General features: G+C 65.8%; 15 protein-coding genes. 6 read left to right on the forward strand and 9 right to left on the reverse strand.

Annotated features, from left to right (window positions below):
• Complete coding sequence (locus tag QMK22_RS01780) at positions 1-1,065, reverse strand: agmatine deiminase family protein (RefSeq protein ID WP_283495906.1); 1,065 nt, start codon at positions 1,063-1,065, stop codon at positions 1-3.
• A complete protein-coding gene (locus QMK22_RS01785; protein WP_283495907.1) occupies positions 1,062-2,042 on the reverse strand; it encodes a nitrilase-related carbon-nitrogen hydrolase in 981 nt (326 codons plus the stop codon). The genes QMK22_RS01780 and QMK22_RS01785 overlap by 4 nt, the downstream gene beginning before the upstream one ends.
• A gap of 72 nt (positions 2,043-2,114) precedes the next feature.
• Here QMK22_RS01785 and QMK22_RS01790 point away from each other — a divergent pair, with 72 nt between their 5' ends.
• Complete coding sequence (locus tag QMK22_RS01790; RefSeq protein ID WP_283495908.1) at positions 2,115-2,750, forward strand: TetR family transcriptional regulator C-terminal domain-containing protein; 636 nt, start codon at positions 2,115-2,117, stop codon at positions 2,748-2,750.
• A gap of 5 nt (positions 2,751-2,755) precedes the next feature.
• Here QMK22_RS01790 and QMK22_RS01795 read toward each other — a convergent pair whose 3' ends face one another.
• A complete protein-coding gene (locus QMK22_RS01795) occupies positions 2,756-4,201 on the reverse strand; it encodes a helix-turn-helix domain-containing protein (RefSeq protein ID WP_283495909.1) in 1,446 nt (481 codons plus the stop codon).
• A gap of 178 nt (positions 4,202-4,379) precedes the next feature.
• On the opposite strand from QMK22_RS01795, the gene QMK22_RS01800 reads away from it, so the two are divergent.
• Both QMK22_RS01800 and QMK22_RS01805 read left to right on the forward strand, forming a co-directional pair.
• Positions 4,380-6,230 (forward strand): phosphoenolpyruvate carboxykinase (GTP), encoded by a 1,851-nt coding sequence (locus QMK22_RS01800; RefSeq protein ID WP_283495910.1) that lies wholly within the window; start codon positions 4,380-4,382, stop codon positions 6,228-6,230.
• A gap of 231 nt (positions 6,231-6,461) precedes the next feature.
• Positions 6,462-9,557 (forward strand): alpha-mannosidase, encoded by a 3,096-nt coding sequence (locus QMK22_RS01805; protein ID WP_283495911.1) that lies wholly within the window; start codon positions 6,462-6,464, stop codon positions 9,555-9,557.
• Here the strand turns inward: QMK22_RS01805 and QMK22_RS01810 are convergent.
• Positions 9,554-11,488 carry an ABC transporter ATP-binding protein gene (locus tag QMK22_RS01810; protein WP_502856816.1) on the reverse strand — a complete coding sequence of 645 codons (1,935 nt, stop codon included), beginning with the start codon at positions 11,486-11,488 and terminating at the stop codon, positions 9,554-9,556. The genes QMK22_RS01805 and QMK22_RS01810 overlap by 4 nt on opposite strands.
• Before the next feature lie 104 nt (positions 11,489-11,592).
• Between QMK22_RS01810 and QMK22_RS01815 the strand changes: the two genes are divergently transcribed.
• Genes QMK22_RS01815 through QMK22_RS01825 form a run of 3 tightly spaced genes read left to right on the forward strand, consistent with a single transcriptional unit; the run spans position 11,593 to position 14,161 of the window.
• Positions 11,593-12,519 carry an ABC transporter ATP-binding protein gene (locus tag QMK22_RS01815; RefSeq protein ID WP_283495912.1) on the forward strand — a complete coding sequence of 309 codons (927 nt, stop codon included), beginning with the start codon at positions 11,593-11,595 and terminating at the stop codon, positions 12,517-12,519.
• Entirely contained in the window at positions 12,516-13,373 is an 858-nt protein-coding gene (locus QMK22_RS01820; protein ID WP_283495913.1) for an ABC transporter permease, read from the forward strand. The genes QMK22_RS01815 and QMK22_RS01820 overlap by 4 nt, the downstream gene beginning before the upstream one ends.
• Positions 13,370-14,161 (forward strand): ABC transporter permease, encoded by a 792-nt coding sequence (locus QMK22_RS01825; RefSeq protein WP_283495914.1) that lies wholly within the window; start codon positions 13,370-13,372, stop codon positions 14,159-14,161. The genes QMK22_RS01820 and QMK22_RS01825 overlap by 4 nt, the downstream gene beginning before the upstream one ends.
• A 106-nt stretch (positions 14,162-14,267) precedes the next feature.
• Here the strand turns inward: QMK22_RS01825 and QMK22_RS01830 are convergent, their stop codons facing one another.
• The 5 genes from QMK22_RS01830 to QMK22_RS01850 form a co-directional block, all read right to left on the reverse strand.
• Complete coding sequence (locus tag QMK22_RS01830) at positions 14,268-15,620, reverse strand: MFS transporter (RefSeq protein ID WP_283495915.1); 1,353 nt, start codon at positions 15,618-15,620, stop codon at positions 14,268-14,270.
• Positions 15,621-15,777: 157 nt separating this feature from the next.
• Positions 15,778-16,134, reverse strand: a complete 357-nt coding sequence (locus tag QMK22_RS01835; RefSeq protein ID WP_283495916.1) for a hypothetical protein — start codon at positions 16,132-16,134, stop codon at positions 15,778-15,780.
• 9 nt (positions 16,135-16,143) lie between these two features.
• Positions 16,144-16,623 (reverse strand): 6,7-dimethyl-8-ribityllumazine synthase, encoded by a 480-nt coding sequence (gene ribH / locus QMK22_RS01840; protein ID WP_283495917.1) that lies wholly within the window; start codon positions 16,621-16,623, stop codon positions 16,144-16,146.
• Positions 16,623-17,882: a GTP cyclohydrolase II gene (ribA, locus tag QMK22_RS01845; RefSeq protein ID WP_283495918.1), complete on the reverse strand. Its 1,260-nt coding sequence runs from the start codon at positions 17,880-17,882 to the stop codon at positions 16,623-16,625. The genes ribH and ribA overlap by 1 nt, the downstream gene beginning before the upstream one ends.
• Entirely contained in the window at positions 17,879-18,556 is a 678-nt protein-coding gene (locus QMK22_RS01850; protein WP_283495919.1) for a riboflavin synthase, read from the reverse strand. The genes ribA and QMK22_RS01850 overlap by 4 nt, the downstream gene beginning before the upstream one ends.
• Positions 18,557-18,563 lie beyond the last annotated feature (7 nt).

An 18,563-nucleotide genomic window follows, 5' to 3' on the forward strand; every position in this document is an offset into this window, starting at 1 on the left:
TCAGTTCGGTATCCGAGTTGGTTCCGGCGTTGGCGTGCGCGGTGGTATTGACGGCTGCTGCTGCGTGATGCAGTGGATGCCGCCCCCGCGCGCGAACAACGCCCGCGCGTCGACCGACACCACCCGGCGCCCCGGGTAGGCCGCGGCGAGCAGATCGCGGGCCAGCGCGTCGGCATGTTCGTCGCCGAAGCTGCCGGCCACGACGCCGCCATTGACGACGAGATGGTTGACATAGTTGTAGTCGACGAATCCTTCGTCGTCGCGCAGCGTCGCGGGTGCCGGCAGGTCGATAATCGTGAATGACCGCCCGGCCGCATCGTGCGCGGCGGTCAACAGCGCGCGAAATTCACGGGTGAGCGGATAGTCGGGATGGCCCGGGTCGTGCTGCGCGTGCAGCAAAATCGTGCCCGGTGACGGCAACGCGGCGACCATGTCGACGTGCCCGCGAGTACCGAACCGGCCCTGGTCGCGGGTGAGGCCGCGCGGCAGCCAGACAACGTGCTCTGCACCGATGGTGCGGCGTAGTTCCGCTTCGACCGACGCCGTTGTAGCGCCGGGGTTGCGACCCGGGTCGAGTTGCACGCTGTGTGTGGCCAGCACGGTGCCCTCGCCGTCGACGTGAATGCCGCCGCCCTCGTTCACGAGCGATGACGAGACAACGGCAGCACCGGCGGCCTCCGCCACAAACCGGCCCACCCGCGCGTCGTGATCCCAGGTGGCCCAGTCCTGGCCGCCCCAGCCGTTGAAGGTCCAGTCGATGGCGCCGAGCCGGCCGGTTTCATCGTGCACGAAGCTCGGGCCGATATCGCGCATCCAACTGTCATTCAGCGGTGCCTCGATGATCTCGATTTCGCTGCCCAGATATCGGGCGGCGTCAGCGCGGGCCGTCGGATCGACGACCATGGTCACCGGTTCAAACTCGGCCACGGCGTGGGCGACGGCAGCCCAGGTGCTGCGAGCCTGGTGAGCCTCGGATGCTGTATCGCCGAGGGTGTAACCGCCGGTCGGAAAGGCCATCCAGACCCGCTCCTGCTGCGCGGTTTCGGCCGGCATGCGCCAGGTCATGCCTGCTCTATTGCCGTTGCGCCGTACGGATGCTTCGGGTCGACCGGCGCGGTCAGCGCCGCGTAGCTGTCGGGCCGGCGGGTGGTCAAAAACGGAAACAGGCTGAGCCACTCTTCACGCTGGGCCAGATCCAGATCGGCCATGAGCGCCACGGATTCGCCCCGCGGGGCCTGCACGAGCACGCGTCCGAACGGATCGGAGATAAACGACGAACCGTAGAAGGTGAGGTCGCCCTCGTCGCCGTGCCGGTTCGGCACCACCATGAACAGTCCGCTCGTGACGCCGTTGGCCACCACGACCTGCTGCCAGATCGGCTGGGTGTCAAAGTCGGGAAACAGCGGTTCCGAACCGATCGCGGTGGGGTAGGCCAGAATTTCGGCGCCACCCAGGCCGTACAGCCGGGAGACCTCGGGAAACCACTCATCCCAGCAGGTGGGCAGGCCGAGCTGCGCGCCGGCCACGGTATAGACCGGGTAGGCGTTCTCGGCCGGCCCCGGCCTAAAGTAAGTGTCTTCGTAATAGCCGGCGCTGATCGGGATGTGGGTCTTGCGGGTGCGACCGAGCAAATCACCGGTGGGCGACACCAGAATCGCCGTGTTGTAGCCGCGGCCGTCGAGGGGCTCGTCATCGTCGGCCGGCTTCTCGAACAGTGAGGCGTGCACGATCACGTTGTGCCGGCGAGCCTGGGCGGCCGCGAAGGCGAACGTGGGACCGGTCGTGAGGTGCTCGGCATCCGCTTTGGGGATGCCGCTGGCCCGCACGTTGCCCGGGTACTTGCTGAGGGTCAACTCGGGTAGAAACACAATTCGAGCGCCGGCCTCAGCCGCCAGACGGATGCCCTCGGCCAGTTCGGTCGTGAGCGTCGCCGCGTCAGCGTGCCAGCGGTGCTGAACGAGTCCAACGCGGAGCGGTGCGCGATCGGGCTGCTGCACCCGGGTGGGCGAGGCGGGACTGGACGGGGCCTCGATCAGGCGCATGCTGTTCTCCTTGCGGCTCTTATTGATCGAGTGATCAACAACCTGAGATCAAACTATATACACTGGTGTCCCATGTCAACACTTTCCGCGCGCAACCGGCGCAAGAGCCCCGCCGAGCGGGCCGCGGAGATCGCCCTGGCTGCCCGCCAAATCGCCCTGACCGAGGGGCTCGCCGCCGTAACGGTACGTGCCGTCGCGGCCCGGGTCGGGGTGGCACCGGCTCTGGTCGCGCATTACCAGCCGAGCATGACCGTGCTTGTGGCAGCCACCTTCGGGGCGATCGTGGCCGCCGAGATTGACGAGGTCGCCGCAGAACTAGCGGCCTGCCCCACCTCGGTGCAGGCACTCGGCGCCCTGATCGATACCCTGCTCGGCCCCGAGCGTAGCGCGGTCACCGTGATCTGGCTCGACGCCTGGAGTTTGGGACGCAGTAATTCGGCGCTCGCCACCGAGGTGGGTCGGCAAATGGATGCCTGGCAGAGCTTCCTGGTCGCCCAGTTGCAAGCCGGTGTGATCCGCGGCGAATTCGTGACCGACGATGCGCCCGCCCTGGCCTGGCAGCTTCTGGGCATCATCGATGGCCTCAATGCGCATGCCACTGTGCGCTACGGCGACGCCCGCACCGAGCGTCCCCTCGTGCGTACCATCGCCGAGCATGAACTTGCCTTGCCCGCTGGCGCGCTACGTTCTACGGCTGCAGGGTCCTGACCCCGTTAGGACTCCGCGGCGTGCGTCTCCAGAAACGTGTATACCTCGGAGTCGTCCACCCCCGGAAACGTGCCGGACGGCAGCGGCGATAGCACGTGGGCGTGCAGCCGGGCGCTCGGCCAAGCCCGGCCGGCCCAGCGGGCCGCGGCATCCGCATCGGGGCGACGGCAGCACGACTCGTCCGGACAGCGCGAGACCGTGCGCTGGGTGGTCTCCCGCCCGCGAAACCACTTCGCCTGCGCGAACGGAACGCCGACGCTGATGGAAAACTCGCCGGCATCCGTTGACCCGGTCTGCGTCGCCGACCAGTAGGTACCGGCCGGGGTGTCGGTGTACTGGTAGAACTCGGTGGTGCGGTTGGTGTGGGTGAAAGCGCTGCGGGCGCTCCACTGTTTGCAGACGTATTGGCCCTCGATCGACCCCGTGACGTCCACCGGAAACGGCAAATCGTCGTTTTCATACCCCTTCTGCAGCGCGCCGTCACCGTTGACCCGTAAGAAATGCAGGGTCATATCGAGGTGCGAGGTGGCAAGGTTGGTCAGTCGCAGGGCGGCTGCCTCGTGGGTCACGCCGAAGGTGTCGCGAAAGTCCTCCACCGAAAGCTCGCGTTCCGCCTTGGCGTTGGAGAGAAAGGCTACGGATGCCTCCCGCGGCATCAAGCAGGCGGCCGCGAAATAGTTGATCTCAAGCCTCTGCCACAAAAATTCGGCGTAGCTGCCGGGTCGTTCGTGCCCGAGCAGCCGGTGGCCCATCGCCTGCAACGCCATCGAGCGCAGGCCGTGCCCGCCGGGAATCGAGGCCGGCGGCAGGTAGATGCGTCCGTTGGCAAGGTCGGTGACCGACCGGGTGGAGTTGGGAAGATCATTCACATAGATGAGGTTGAAACCGAGCTGATCGGCCATAACGCTGACCTCGCGGTGAGTGAGGGCGCCCGAAATGTGTCCGCTCGCGCGCACCCGCTCTTCGGCGAGCTCCTCGATCTCGGGCATATAGTTACCCTGCTCCCGCATGCGCTCCCGCAACTCGGTGTTGGCTCGTCGAGCTTCTTCCGGGGTAGCGATGGCCTCGCTGGCGCGTCGGGACAGCTCGCGGTGCAGCCCCAGCAGCGATTCAACGGCGGCAAGGGGCATCCCCTTGGTCACCTTCACGACGGGCAGGCCGAGTGCCCCGTAGAGCGGATTTTTCTGGGCACGATCCAGCTCGATCTCCAGTGCCGCCCGATTGTTCGGCGCCTCCCGGCGCAACAGCTCAGCCAGGTCCACCGACAGCGCGGTCGCGAGGTCCTGCAGGGTCGATAGCTTCGGCTCGCGGCGACCATTCTCGATGAGTGACAGTTGACTGCCGGCAAGACTCACGCGCTCGCCAAGCTGGTCGAGGGTGAGGCCTCGTTCGCTTCGAAAATGGCGGATGCGATGGCCGAGGGTGATCAGATCGGAGGCTTGAGGCGACATTCCTTAACAATATCTAAAAAACATCAATTCTTAACTAGCAATATCGCCTGTTCTATGCGCCGAAGGGGAGCATCCTTGATTTGTAGCCGAAATATTGGCCATATGCAACGTCTAACAGCAACGCCGCCCGACGTTCCACAAATTTGCACCTACCCGAGTAGCACGGAAAGGCCAGGATATGACCCTCACCAACTCTTCCCTCCAGACCAACGGAGACGCACGCCCGTCCCGTACGGGCAGCACCGACCCGAACCTGCAGGCCTGGGTCGATGAGATTGCCCGCCTGACCGAACCCGACGCGATCGTCTGGTGCGACGGTTCCAAGCGTGAGGCCAACGAGCTCTCCAAACTGCTCGTCGCTTCCGGCCAGCTCATCCGCCTCAACCCGGAATGGCGCCCCAACAGCTTCCTCGCCCGCACCAACCCGAAAGACGTCGCTCGCGTCGAGAACCGCACGTTCATCTGCTCCAACGATGAAGCGGATGCCGGCCCCACCAACAACTGGGCCGAACCGTCGGCAATGCGCGCCGAACTGCGTGGAGTCTTCGCCGGCAGCATGCGCGGTCGCACCATGTACATCGTGCCGTTCTCGATGGGCCCGCTCGGCGGCCCCATCTCGCAGCTCGGCGTCGAGATCACCGATTCCCCCTACGTTGTGCTCAACATGGGCATCATGACCCGCATGGGCGAAACCGTGCTCACCATGATCGAAGCCGGTGACCCGTGGGTGCACACCGTGCACAGCGTCGGCTACCCGCTCGTCGACGCGTCGGGCATCACTCGTCCCGACGTCGAATGGCCCTGCAACGACGAGAAGTACATCGTGCAGTTCCCCGACACCCGCGAGGTCTGGTCCTTCGGATCCGGATACGGCGGAAATGCCCTGCTTTCCAAAAAGTCTTTCGCCCTGCGCATCGCGTCCGTCATGGGCCGGGACGAGGGCTGGCTGGCCGAGCACATGCTGCTCATCAAGCTGATCTCGCCGGAAGGCGGCGTGTTCCACGTGGCCGCCGCGTTCCCGTCGGCGTGTGGCAAGACAAACCTGTCGATGCTGCGTCCGACCATTCCCGGCTGGAAGGTCGAGACCATCGGCGACGACATCGCCTGGTTGCGTCAGGGCGAGGACGGCCGCCTGTGGGCGATCAACCCCGAGGCTGGCTTCTTCGGCGTCGCCCCCGGAACCGGTGAAACCACCAACCCCACCGCTGTTTCCACCATGTGGGGCAACACCATCTTCACCAACGTCGCCCTGCGCGACGACGGAGATGTCTGGTGGGAAGGCCTCACCGACAAGGCTCCCGAGCACCTGATCGACTGGCAGGGCAAGGACTGGACGCCCGACTCCGGTCGTCCGGCCGCGCACCCGAACTCCCGCTTCACCGTTGCAGCCGCTCAGTGCCCGTCGATCGCCGACGACTGGGAAGCCGCCGGCGGCGTACCGATCGACGCCATCGTGTTCGGTGGCCGTCGTGCCACCAACGTTCCGCTGGTCGCCCAGGCGCGCAGCTGGAAGCACGGTGTCTTCATGGGCGCCACGATCTCGTCCGAGAAGACGGCCGCCGCTGACGGCATCGTCGGCGAGTTGCGTCGCGACCCGTTCGCGATGCTTCCCTTCTGCGGCTACAACATGGCCGACTACTGGGGCCACTGGCTCAAGGTCGGCAAGGACCTCGGTACCAAGGCGCCGGCGATCTTCCAGGTGAACTGGTTCCGCAAGGGCCCCGACGGTGGCTTCATCTGGCCCGGATTCGGCGAGAACTCCCGGGTTCTTGAGTGGATGATTCGCCGCATTCAGGGCACGGCCGACGCCGTCGATACCCCGATCGGCCTGCTCCCGGCCGAAAACGGTCTGAACCTTGACGGTCTTGACCTGTCGAAGGAAGCCGTAGACCAGCTGTTCGCGATCGACCAGACCAGCTGGCTCGCCGAGTGCGACCTCACCGAGGAATACTTCGACAAGTTCGGCGAGAAGGTGCCGCCGGCACTGCGCGCCGAGCTCGCGAGCGTGCGCTACCACCTCAAGGACTAGTTCCCGCAACAAAAAAACGGCCCCATCGCCTCCCGTGATGGGGCCGTTTCCCGTCCATCCTGTGCGCGCACCCCTCGCTACCTTTCCGGGCCCAGGCCCGGAAAGTGGGCCCATGATCTATCGTTGGCCCGGTGTCATAAGGTGGGCCCGGCGGCGCGCCCATCCGGGCTCGCGGCGGCATCCGTTGTGATCCACGGTGCAGCGGGGACGACGCAGCCGTAAGATTCCACCATGCATGACGACAGCGCCCTCGTCGAGACTCGACTGAACCGGTTTCTGCGCGAGCGGTTGCAGCCGGCACTCTACCGGGCCAAAGTGCCGCTCATGGTCACCGTCTGGGAGAGCCCGGGGGAGCCGGTCTCGTTCGCCGAGGCGGTCACGCATTCGTTTGTACCGTTCGTGGTGGGCGAACCGTGGGGCCGGCCGTGGGGCACGGTGTGGTTTCATCTCACCGGAACGGTTCCCGCAGACTGGCGCGGCAGCGCGGACACCCGCATCGAGGTCGTCATCGATCTCGGTTTCACCAGCGCCGTACCCGGGTTTCAAGCCGAAGGCACCGCGTACCGCCCCGACGGCCACCTCATCAAGGGTGTGGAATCGCTTAACCGCACCGTGCCGGTGACCGGCGACACCGTTGACCTCTATCTGGAAGCCGCGGCTAACCCCAATATTGCCGCTGACTTCAGCTTCACCCCCACCCTCCTGGGCGACCTCACGACGGCTGGCAGCACGCCGCTCTACTCGTTGCGCCAAGCGGATGTCGCCCAGCGCGACACACCGGTATGGCAGCTTGTGCAGGACCTGTTCACCCTCGACGGCCTGCGTCGGGAGCTGCCCATCGACGCACCGCGACGGGCGAATATTCTGCGCGCCCTCGAAAACTGCCTCGATGTGCTCGACCCGAATGACGTGGGCGCAACAGCTGCGGCCGGGCGGGCGACCCTCGCCGCCGTGCTGGCGAGCCCGGCAAACGCCAGTGCCCACCACGTGCACGCGGTGGGACACGCACACATCGACAGCGCCTGGCTTTGGCCGGTGCGGGAGACCGTGCGCAAGGTAGCACGCACCTTTTCCAACGTGCTGGATCTGATCGACCGATATCCGGACTTTGTGTTCGCGGCCTCGTCGGCGCAGCAATACGCCTGGCTGCAGCAGTTCTACCCGGAGCTTTTTCAGCGGGTGCGTCGGGCCGTCGCGTCCGGTAACTTCGTTCCGGTGGGTGGCATGTGGGTGGAATCCGACACGAACATGCCCGGCGGGGAGGCCCTCGCCCGACAATTCGTGACCGGCAAGGCGTTCTTTCAGCGCGAATTCGGGGTGGAACCGCTCGAGGTCTGGCTGCCCGATTCGTTTGGCTACTCGGCGGCTCTGCCGCAGATCGTGCGGGCGGCCGGCAGCCGCTGGTTTCTCACCCAAAAGCTGTCCTGGAACGACACGAACGTTTTTCCGCACCACAGTTTTCTCTGGGAGGGCCTCGACGGCAGTCGAATCTTCACGCATTTTCCGCCGGTCGCCGACTACAACGCGCAGCTGTCCGGGCTCGAACTGGCCCGGGCCGAGCGTCTGTTCGCGGAGAAGGGCGCGGCGAATACCTCCCTCGTGCCGTTCGGTTGGGGCGACGGCGGTGGCGGACCGACCGAGGAGATGATCGCGGCCGCGCACCGCACCGCCTCGCTCGAGGGATCTCCGACGGTGGAGTTGTCCAGCCCCCGCGCGTTTTTCGAGGCGGCGGAGGCCGAGTATGCCGTGCCGCCGGTGTGGTCGGGCGAGCTCTACCTGGAATTTCATCGCGGCACGCTCACCTCGCAGGCTCGCACCAAACAGGGCAACCGGCGCAGCGAACACCTGCTGCGGCAAGCCGAGCTGTGGGCGACGACGGCCGCGGTTCGGGTGGGGGCGGAGTATCCGCGCCGGCAACTTGAACAGGCCTGGCAGACCGTGCTGCTGCAGCAATTCCACGACATTCTTCCGGGATCGTCGATCGCCTGGGTACACCAGCAGGCGGAGCGCGAGTATGCGCGGGTTGCCGCCGAGCTCGAGGGCCTGATCGCGGCATCCGTTCGAGCGCTGTGCGGGGCGGGTGACGGCGCGATCGTGCTCAACGCCGGACCGTATGACCGTGCCGGCGTGCCCGCGCTCGGTGGAAGCCTGCCCCGGGTTGACCTGGTGGGGCCACCCGTCACAGCGACGCTCACCCCAACCGCCGACGGCTGGCTGCTGTCGAACCGGCACGTGCGAGTGGCAATAGACACCGACGGCCTGTTCTGCTCGGTCTACGATCGCAGCGCCGAGCGGGAGGTCGTGCCGCCCGGCAGCCGGGCCAACCTGCTCACCCTGCACCGGGACACCCCCACCCAGTGGGATGCCTGGGACATCGACACCCCGCACGCCCGACTCTTCGACGCGCTCACCGCTGCCGAATCGGTCGAACCATTGGCCGCTGACGAGTTGCCTTCGGGGTCGGTCGGCCTGCGCATTATCCGTCGGTTCGGTGCGTCCCGGATCAGTGAAGACGTCATTCTTGCGGGGGACTCTGTCGCGATCGATCTGCTGTTCAGCATCGACTGGCAGGAACAACAGAAACTGTTACGGCTAAATTTCCCGCTCGACCTGCAGTCCGATCGCGCCGCGTCCGAAATTCAATTCGGTCATATATTCCGTTCGACGCATACGAATACCTCGTGGGATGCTGCCCGCTATGAAACGGTCGCCCACCGCTGGGTGCACGTCGGCGAACCCGGCTTCGGAGTGGCCGTCGCGAACGATTCCACCTACGGTCATGCCATCACCCGCACCGCATTCGCCGCGATCGGTCGGGTAGGCACCACCGTCTCGCTGTCCCTGCTGCGCGCCCCGCTCTATCCCGATCCGACCGCAGATCAGGGGCGGCACGAACTGCGCGTGGCGTTGCTCGTCGGAGCCGCCATTCCCGATGCGGTCGATGCGGGGTATCGACTGAACCTGCCCCTGCGCACCGTGACCGGCGTGGGTGCGGTGCCGATCGACCCACTGTTCACGGTCGACAATCCGGCGGTCGTGATCGAGGCCGTCAAACTCGCCGAAGACGGTAGCGGTGATGTCATCGTGCGGCTCTACGAAGCGCACGGCACCCGGGCCCGGGCCCGGGTCATCCGCTCGTTTCCGGCGGGTGCGGCCTACGACACCGACCTGCTCGAGCGTCGGAGCACGGTATCGGCCGAACGTGACGCCGAGAACGCTGGCGACGCTGAGAATGGTGACGACGCCCATGGCAACGCCGCGCTCCTGCTCGAACTGCGTCCGTTCCAGCTGGTGACGCTGCGCTACCCCCGCACCCCGACGGCCTAGACGAGCAGCTGGTGCTTGGCGAGGTCGCGGTAGAGCGGCGTCGACACCACGAGCTCGGAGTGCGTGCCCACGCCAACGACCTGGCCGTGGTCGAGCACCACGATCTGGTCGGAATCCACCACGGTCGACAGCCGGTGCGCAATGACGATGAGCGTGCGGTCGGCCGCGACGGCATCGATGGCCTCGCGCATCATCTGCTCGTTCTTGCCGTCGAGACTCGACGTGGACTCGTCGAGCAGCAGAATCGGCGGAGCCGCGAGCAGCGCCCGCGCGATCGCGAGCCGCTGGCGTTCGCCGCCCGAGAGTTTGACGCCGGATTCGCCGACCGCGGCGCCGAGACCGGCCGGATCGCGGTCGAGCACCTCGCCTAGATTGACCGCGTGCAGCACCTTGATGCACTCGTCGTCGGTGGCATCGGGCGTGGCGAGGGTGAGGTTGTCGCGCAGCGACCCGGCGAGAACCGGCGCATCCTGTTCGACGTACCCGATCTGGGCACGCAGCGCGATGCGGTCCAACGAACGGATGTCCAACCCGCCCAGTCTCACCGTGCCGGCGTCGACGTCATAGAACCGTTCGATCAAGGCGAGGATCGTGCTCTTGCCGGCGCCGCTGGGCCCGACCAGCGCGGTGCGCAGACCGCGCGGGGCGTTGAAGGAAACCCCGCTGAGCACCGGACGGGGCTCCGTGGCGTCGGCGGAGTCATCGGCGGGAGAGTCCTCGGAAGCGGAGTCATCGGCGATGAATTTCGCAGCGTGGGCAGCGTCGGCGCCGGCACTCGCGACGTCTTCGGCCGGTGCGCCGGCATAGCCGAAGTGCACGTTCTCGAAGCTGATTGCGGCGGCCTCGGGGTTGACCTTCTCGTTGGCGGCACCCACCGTCATGGCCAGCGGTGCGATATCGCGGTCGAACTGGTCTTCGGTGGGCAGATCGATGATCTCCTGAATGCGGCCGAGCGCCCCGAGCGCCGAGTTCACCGAGGTAATCGCTCCGAAGAACTGGCCGAGGGGCATGATCATGAGAAACAGAAACAGAATGAACGCGACCAGGTTGGCCACGGTGATGGCTTCGCTGGCCACACGAAAACCGCCGACACCGAGTACCACCAGAAATGACACCTGCATGGCGATGCCGGCGATCGGTACGACGAGGGCGCTGATCTTGGCGACCTTGATGCCCATCCGCCAGGCGCCGCGAGCGTCTTCTTCGATCACAGACGTCTCGCGTGCGGTCGCGTTGGAGGCGCGCACGGTGCGGATCGCGCTGATGGCACGTTCCACGCTCGCGGCGAGGTCGCCGACCTTGGCCTGGGCGGCCTGGCTGGCCGTGCGGATGCGTCGGGACAGCAGCGTGACGGTGACCACCGACACCGCGATCACGAGTACGGTCAGCCCGAGCAACACCGGGTCGATCACGAGCATAGCCACGAGCGCGCCGAGGAAGGTGAGCGATCCGCCGATCGCTTCAACCAGACCCTGGGTGAGCACCGCGCGCAGCAGCGTGGTATCGCTGCCGACGCGGGAAACGAGGTCGCCGGTGCGACGGGCGTCGAACTCGCTGATCGGCAGCCGGAGCAAGCGTTCGACCAGTTTGCGGCGGCTGGAGAGCACAACACCCTCGCCGGTGCGCTGCAGCAAATAGTGCTGGTATCCGCTGATCAGACCCGACACCACCACGAGGGCAATCAGCAGGCCAACGAGGGAACCGAGCGGTTTGTCGTTCTGCACGATGGTGATGACCTGGCTCACGAGCAACGGCTGGGCCAGGCTCGCCGCCGCGCCGAGCACGCTCAGCACAATGACCACGGCGAGTACCTTCTTGTGCTCAAGCAGGTAAGGCAGCAGCTGGCTGAACCGCGCTCTCGGTCCGGTGGGGGCGGGGCGGCCGCGCCGGCCAACACGCGGCGGCTTGATCGCCGTTGGGGTCGGGGACACAGTGGAACTTTCAGGCGCACGAGGAACGGTAGTCACTCATAAATCTTAACCGTCGCAGATGCGAACAATGCCCATTGTCACGGTTCGGTCTACAGTGGGCCACTGTGCCAGAGACTGTCATTGTCACCCAGAATCTCGTGAAGAGATACCAGAATTTCGTCGCCGTCGACGGTATTGATTTCGAGGTGGCGGCGGGGGAGTCCTTCGGCCTGCTCGGCCCCAACGGGGCCGGCAAATCTACGACGATGCGCATGATCGGCGCGGTCTCCACCCGCACGAGCGGTGATCTCAGCGTGCTCGGCCTCGACCCCGATCGGTACGGTCCCGAGATTCGGGCGCAGCTCGGCGTCGTGCCGCAGGAGAACAATCTCGACCTCGAACTGAAGGTTCGGGAGAACCTGCTGGTGTACGGCCGGTACTTTGGTCTGCCGCGTGCCCGGGTGGCCCGCCGCGCCGATGAGCTGCTCGAGTTCGCCCAGCTCGAAGACAAAGCCACCGCCAAGGTCGATGACCTCTCCGGCGGGATGAAACGCCGGCTCACCATCGCGCGGGCTCTCATCAATGACCCGCGCCTGCTGCTTCTCGACGAGCCGACGACCGGCCTCGACCCGCAGGCACGCCACATACTCTGGGACCGCTTGTTCCGCCTCAAGGAGCAGGGCACGACGCTGCTGTTGACCACGCACTACATGGACGAAGCCGAACAGCTCTGCGACCGCCTCGTTGTCATCGACCAGGGTCGCATTATGGCCGAGGGCTCACCGGCCGAGCTCATCCGGCGGTATTCCTCCCGCGAGGTGCTCGAGGTGCGGTTCGGCTCCACCCAGAACGCCGAGGCGGCCGGGCGCCTTCACGGTTACGGCGAACGGATCGACGTTTTGCCCGACCGCATTCTGGTCTACAGCACGAGCGGCGAGAAGGAATTAGAGCGGATGACCGCGGCCGGCCTCCGCCCGATCACGAGCCTGGTGCGACGATCCAGCCTGGAAGACGTGTTCCTGCGCCTCACCGGCAGAAACCTGATCGAATGAGCAGCCGGGAAGAGAGCGAGCGCATCCACTCGGCGGCGCTCGCCTCCGCCGTTGCGGCCGCGGCGCGCACCCGCCGCTACGGCTCCTGGTACGTGGCCGAGCACCGGTTTCGGGTCATGGGCACGTATGCGCAGACCGTGCTGTTCACCGCGATCGGCAGCCCGCTCGTCTACCTCTACGCGATGGGGGTGGGCCTGGCCAGCCTCGTCGACGGCAACGTCGGCGCGAACGCCCTCACCGGGGTGAGCTACCTCGTATTCCTGGCACCGGCGCTGCTCGCGAGCAGCGCGATCGCGGTCGCCTCCGAAGAATTCACCTACCCGATCATGCTCGGACTTAAATGGAATCCGACCTTCTTCGGCATGAACGCGAGCGCCATCCAACCCGGCCAGGTCATCAACGGCCTCGTGATCTCCGTCGCGGCGCGCATGCTGCTCACCTGTGCCATCTACTACGTGTTCATGCTGGTCTTCGGGGCGGTGCCCGGGGCGCTCGGCATCGTGGCCGTGCTGGTCGCGCTACTCACCGGGCTCTCCTTCGGTGTGCTCGTCATGGCGTACACGATCACGCTCAAGGACGACACCGGCCAGCTCGCCATGGTGCAGCGCCTCATCGTTCTGCCGATGACGCTGTTCTCCGGCACGTTTTTTCCGCTGACCCTGCTGCCGCCCTACCTGCAGTGGATCGGCTGGATCTCACCACTCTGGCACGGTACCGAGCTCTCCCGCGTCTTCGCCTACGGAATGTCCGAGCCGCTCTGGCTGAGCCTGGTACACGTGCTCTATCTGACGGCACTCCTGGCCATCGGCTGGATCTGGTGCCGCCGCCTCACCGTCCGGCGGCTGAACAAATGACCGGCAGCATCGGCAGTCTCTATTCCGGCAACGCGCGCAGTGTGATGGCCCGCGGCTGGCGCGCAACACGCAGTACCAACTCGCTCGTCGTGCTCAGCGGTGTGGTGGAACCGATCTTCTACCTGCTGTCGATGGGACTGGGCCTCGGCACCCTGATCGGTCCGGTGCAAACGTCGGGCGGCGCGAGTGTGTCCTATGCGGCATTCATTGCGCCGGCCCTGCTGGCCGTCGCCGCCATGAACGGCGCGATCTACGACTCGACCTGGAACGTGTTCTTCAAGATGCAGTTCGCCAAACTCTATGAGGGCATGCTCGCGACCTCGCTCGGTCCGCTCGACGTGGCACTGGGCGAGATCTCGCTCGCTCTGCTGCGCGGGCTGCTCTACGCGAGTGGATTCATGCTCGTCATGCAGATACTGGGCCTGAACCTCACCTGGTGGGCATTGCTCGCCCTGCCGGCCGTGCTGCTGATTGCGTTCGGTTTCGCGAGCGTCGGCATGGCGGTCACGAGTTATCTGAAGACGTTCCAGCAGATGGACTGGATCAACTTCATGCTGCTGCCGATGTTTCTGTTCTCGGCCACGTTCTACCCGCTCAGCGTTTACCCGCAGGGCATCCAATATCTGATTCAGGCGCTGCCGCTCTGGCACGGTGTCGAGCTCGTGCGCGGCCTGACCACCGGCCAGGTCGACCCCGGGATGCTCTGGCACGTTCTGTACTACGCGGTGATGATCGCGGTCGGCCTGGTCCTGACCACCCGCCGCCTGCGAGCCCTCCTCCTCGACTAGCGGATGGCGGCGGCAGGGTTTCGCAGACTGACTCGCGCGGTCTCGAGACGCGCGTAAAGCGCGCGCCCTGACTGGCGAAACTTATACTTCGCCGGCCCATCGGCGGCTAGCGATGCAGGTCGAGGTCCTTTGTTTCGCGGCTGAGGATCAGCGCGATCAGGGTGACGACGGCCATTACCGCGAGGTAAATGCCGACCCAGAACGGGCTGCCCTCGCCGAGCGTCCAGAGCCAGATGGCGATGAACGGGGCGACGGCGGCACCGAGAATCGAGCTCATGTTGTAGGCGAACGCGGAACCGGTGTAGCGCACGCTGGTCGGGAACAGCTCGGGCAGCAGCGCGCCCATCGGGCCGAAGGTCATTCCCATGAGTGAAAAACCGACAATAAGAAACACCATCACTCCGACGAAGCCGGCGCCGAGCAGCGGCACGAACAGCAGACCGAACACAATAATGGCCAGCGTCACCACGATGAGCGTCTTGCGACGACCGTGCTTATCGGCCCACGGGCCGGAGGCGAGGGTGAAGATTCCGAAGAACACCACGCCGGCAATCATCATGAGAATGAAGTTGTTGTAGCTGAAGCCGAGTCCCGGAACCGCAGCATCCGTTGCGGCGCGGCCGTAGCCGAGCGTGAACGTGGTCATCAGGTAGAACAGCACGTAGGTGGCGAGCATGATGAACGTGCCGAGGATGAGTTCACGCCAGTTCGATTTGAATACGGCGGCGAGCGGCAGCTTCTCGACCCGGTCGGACTTGACGACCTTGGTGAAGACCTCACTTTCGACCAGGCGCAGACGCACCCAGAGTCCGACGATAACCATCACAGCGGAGAACAGAAACGGGATGCGCCAGGCCCACTCGAGGAATGCCTCGGACGGGCGGGTCGGGTCGGTGGACGGCAGTGCGAGAGCGAGGCCGAGAAAGAGAGTGTTGGCGATGATGAAGCCGAGCGGGGCGCCGACCTGAGGGAAGGTGCCGTACCAGGCACGCTTGCCGACCGGGGCGTTTTCCGTCGCGACGAGTGCCGCGCCGCTCCACTCGCCGCCGAGGGCGAAGCCCTGGGCGAGGCGCAGGATGACGAGCATGAAGGGTGCCCACCAGCCGATCATGTCGTAGGTCGGCAGCAGACCGATCAGGAAGGTCGCGATGCCCATCGTGAGCAACGCGCCGACCAGGGTGGCCTTGCGACCCTTGCGGTCGCCGAAGTGGCCGAAGAACAGCGCGCCGATCGGGCGGGCGACCATGGCGGCGCCGAAGACGGCGAAGGAGGCGAGCAGCGCGGTGGTCTCGTTGCCGGTGGGAAAGAACAGGTGCGGGAAGACCAGCACAGCCGCCGTGGCATAAACGTAGAAATCGTAGAACTCAATGGTCGTACCGATAAGGCTCGCCATGATGACGCGGCTTTTCGGGTTGAGTGGTGTGGTCGGCGTCGAAACGGACGCTGTGGCAGTAGACATGGGGGTGAAACACTCCGGTTGGGATGGCGGGGCGCCGACGCAGCCCGCATGTCGTTCAGACATCCCGCGGCAGCGCTCAAGCACGAATGGTGGTGTGGCCGCGTTTTAGAGGTCACTAAAGACTTTACCCCCGTGGTTTCCGGCGATCGCCGCCCGGCTACTTCCAGAGCACCGCAATGGCCACGTTTGCGAGGGTCAGGGCGCCGATGGCCCAGAGCACGAGCGACGACACGCTCGGCTTCTTGCGGTTCACGATCACGAGCACGGTGATCACGATAAGTACGAGCAGCTTGACGCCGATCTTGGCGTTGTCGATGTGGCCGAGCGCGCCCATCTCAATGATGCCAACGAGCAGCAGTCCGGTGACCAGCTGGGTCAGCGCACCGTGGAACATCGCGGCAACGATCGTGCCTTTGCCGGCAATGATCGGCTTGATCTGCACGAGAAAGCCGCCGAGCAGTGAGGCCAGGCCGACGAAGTGCAGAATGAGCAGAATATTGCGTAAAAGGTCCATGCGCTCAGCCTAGGCGACGCCGTGGTCGCGCAACTCACGCAGCACGAGCGCGGTGGCCAGGGCAGCGGATGCCGCCTCCTCGCCCTTGTCCTCCTTCGAACCGGGTAGACCGGCCCGGTCGAGCCCCTGCTGTTCGTCGTCGAGCGTCAGCACGCCAAAGCCCACCGGCTTGCCGGTATCGAGCGCCACGCGGGTGAGGCCATCCGTTGCCGCATTCGACACGAACTCGAAGTGGGGGGTGCCGCCGCGAATGATCACGCCGAGGGCGACGACCGCGTCGGCTCCGCTCTCGAGCGCGACCTTGCAGGCAACGGGCAGTTCGAAACTGCCCGGCACGCGCACCACCGAGAACTCGGCGTTGCTGGCCTCGAGCACCCGGGTGGCACCGGCGATGAGGCCGTCGGTGATCACGTCGTGCCATCGGCCAGCCACGACGACAACCCGCAGTCCGCTCCCGTCAACACTGATTACCGGTCCTGTTCCAGCCATTAGGCGATTCCGTTCATGAGCTCGATGTTGCTGATGTGGTGACCCATTCGGTCACGCTTGGTGGCGAGGTAGTTCTCGTTGAACTCGCCGATGCCGACCACGAGTGGCACCCGTTCGGTCACGGCGACGCCGTGCAGTTCGAGCTGGCGTACCTTCTCCGGGTTGTTGGTGAGCAGCCGCACCGAGTTCAAACCGAGATCGTGCAGGATGCTGGTGGCCGCACCGTAATCACGGCTGTCAACGGGCAGGCCCAGCGCCACGTTCGCGTCCAGGGTGTCGAGGCCGTCCTCCTGCAGCTCATAGGCGCGTAGCTTGTTGATCAGTCCGATGCCGCGTCCTTCCTGGCCGCGCAGGTAGACGACCACGCCGCCCTCTTCCTGAATGATGTCGAGCGAGGCGTCGAGCTGCGGTCCGCACTCGCATTTGAGCGAGCCGAAGGCTTCGCCGGTGAGGCACTCCGAGTGCACCCGCACGATGGCGCCATCAACCGGGGTGCCCGCCACGAACGCAACGTGGTCGGCGCCGGTGGAACGGTCGCGGTAGGCGCGCACCCGAAAGGCACCGTGCCGGGTGGGGACCGTGGTCTCCACCTCGAAGTCCACGCGCGGAGCTTCGATGAGGGGGGCGATCGTCGGCAGGGTTTCATTCGGGTGCACCTCGTCGAGGTAGCTGATCAGGTCTTTGATCGTGATCACGAGCAGGCCCTCGCGCGCTCCGAGTTCGAGCAGGCCGGGCAGGCGCATCATTTCGCCGTCCTCGGCGACGATCTCGGCGATCGCCGCGACCGGTACCAGACCGGCCAGTTTCATCAGATCCACGCCGGCTTCGGTGTGGCCGGCGCGCTCGCGCACGCCGCCATCGCGGGCGCGCAGCGGCAGAATGTGGCCGGGGCGGTGCAGGCTCGCCGGTGCCGACACGGGGTCGGCGAGTACCCGCAGGGTGTGGGCGCGATCGGCCGCGCTGATTCCGGTCGACAGCCGGTCGGCTGCGTCGACACTCACCGTGTAGTTGGTGCCGAGCGGGTCTTCATTGTTCACCACCATGACCGGCAGGTCGAGCTGGTCGGCAATCTCGTTGGTCATCGGCGCGCAGATGAAACCCGAGGAATAGCGCACGGTCCAGGCGATCCACTCCTGGGTGGCCAGCTGGGCGGAGATGATGACGTCGCCTTCGTTTTCGCGGCCTTCGTCGTCGGCGACGATGACCGGTCGGCCGAGGCGGAGGGCGTCAAGGGCGGAGGGAATATCGGCGAGGCTCATGATGCGCTCCTAGGTGCGGTTGTCTGCTGGGGTGTGCTGGCGGTTAACGGTTCAGGGGGAGTTGCGGCGGCAGAAAGTGCCAGCATCCGTTCAACGTGGCGAGCCAGAATATCGGTCTCAATGTTGACCCGGTCGCCCACGACTGCCTCGCCGAGGGTGGTGGCGGTCAGGGTTTCGGGAATGAGCGATACCTCGAACCACTGGTTGGCTTCGGTGGCCGGGCTGATGTCGCTCACGGTGAGGGAGACACCGTCGATGGCGATCGATCCCTTGTCGACGACGAGCGGCGCCAGGTCGGCGCCCAGGCTGAATCGAAGCACCCGCCAGGCCTCACCCGGGCGGATCGCGAGCACGGTGCTGGTACCGTCGATGTGCCCCTGCACGATGTGACCGCCGAGGCGATCGCCCACGAGGGCGGCGCGTTCGAGGTTGACCGGGGAGCCGACCCGGGCGTCGGACAGCGTCGACATGCGCAGGGTCTGTGCCATCACGTCGGCGGTAAAGGTCTCGGGGGTACGCTCCACCACGGTGAGGCACACGCCCCCCACGGCGATGGAGTCGCCGTGACCGGCACCCGCGACGACCAGCGGGCCTCGAATGGTGAGGCGAGCGGCATCCTGGCTCAGGTCGATGCGCTCGATCTGGCCGAGCTCCTCGATGATTCCGGTAAACATGCGTGTC

It is taken from the genome of Cryobacterium sp. PH29-G1 (genome assembly GCF_030063365.1).
GTDB lineage: Bacteria > Actinomycetota > Actinomycetes > Actinomycetales > Microbacteriaceae > Cryobacterium.

Excerpts from the sequence above, each read along its gene's own strand:
- QMK22_RS01780 (WP_283495906.1), bottom strand. The coding sequence starts at position 1,065 with ATGACCTGGCGCATGCCGGCCGAAACCGCGCAGCAGGAGCGGGTCTGG.
- QMK22_RS01785 (WP_283495907.1), bottom strand. The coding sequence starts at position 2,042 with ATGCGCCTGATCGAGGCCCCGTCCAGTCCCGCCTCGCCCACCCGGGTG.
- QMK22_RS01790 (WP_283495908.1), top strand. The coding sequence starts at position 2,115 with ATGTCAACACTTTCCGCGCGCAACCGGCGCAAGAGCCCCGCCGAGCGG.
- QMK22_RS01795 (WP_283495909.1), bottom strand. The coding sequence starts at position 4,201 with ATGTCGCCTCAAGCCTCCGATCTGATCACCCTCGGCCATCGCATCCGC.
- QMK22_RS01800 (WP_283495910.1), top strand. The coding sequence starts at position 4,380 with ATGACCCTCACCAACTCTTCCCTCCAGACCAACGGAGACGCACGCCCG.
- QMK22_RS01805 (WP_283495911.1), top strand. The coding sequence starts at position 6,462 with ATGCATGACGACAGCGCCCTCGTCGAGACTCGACTGAACCGGTTTCTG.
- QMK22_RS01820 (WP_283495913.1), top strand. The coding sequence starts at position 12,516 with ATGAGCAGCCGGGAAGAGAGCGAGCGCATCCACTCGGCGGCGCTCGCC.
- QMK22_RS01825 (WP_283495914.1), top strand. The coding sequence starts at position 13,370 with ATGACCGGCAGCATCGGCAGTCTCTATTCCGGCAACGCGCGCAGTGTG.
- QMK22_RS01830 (WP_283495915.1), bottom strand. The coding sequence starts at position 15,620 with ATGTCTACTGCCACAGCGTCCGTTTCGACGCCGACCACACCACTCAAC.
- QMK22_RS01835 (WP_283495916.1), bottom strand. The coding sequence starts at position 16,134 with ATGGACCTTTTACGCAATATTCTGCTCATTCTGCACTTCGTCGGCCTG.
- ribH (WP_283495917.1), bottom strand. The coding sequence starts at position 16,623 with ATGGCTGGAACAGGACCGGTAATCAGTGTTGACGGGAGCGGACTGCGG.
- ribA (WP_283495918.1), bottom strand. The coding sequence starts at position 17,882 with ATGAGCCTCGCCGATATTCCCTCCGCCCTTGACGCCCTCCGCCTCGGC.
- QMK22_RS01850 (WP_283495919.1), bottom strand. The coding sequence starts at position 18,556 with ATGTTTACCGGAATCATCGAGGAGCTCGGCCAGATCGAGCGCATCGAC.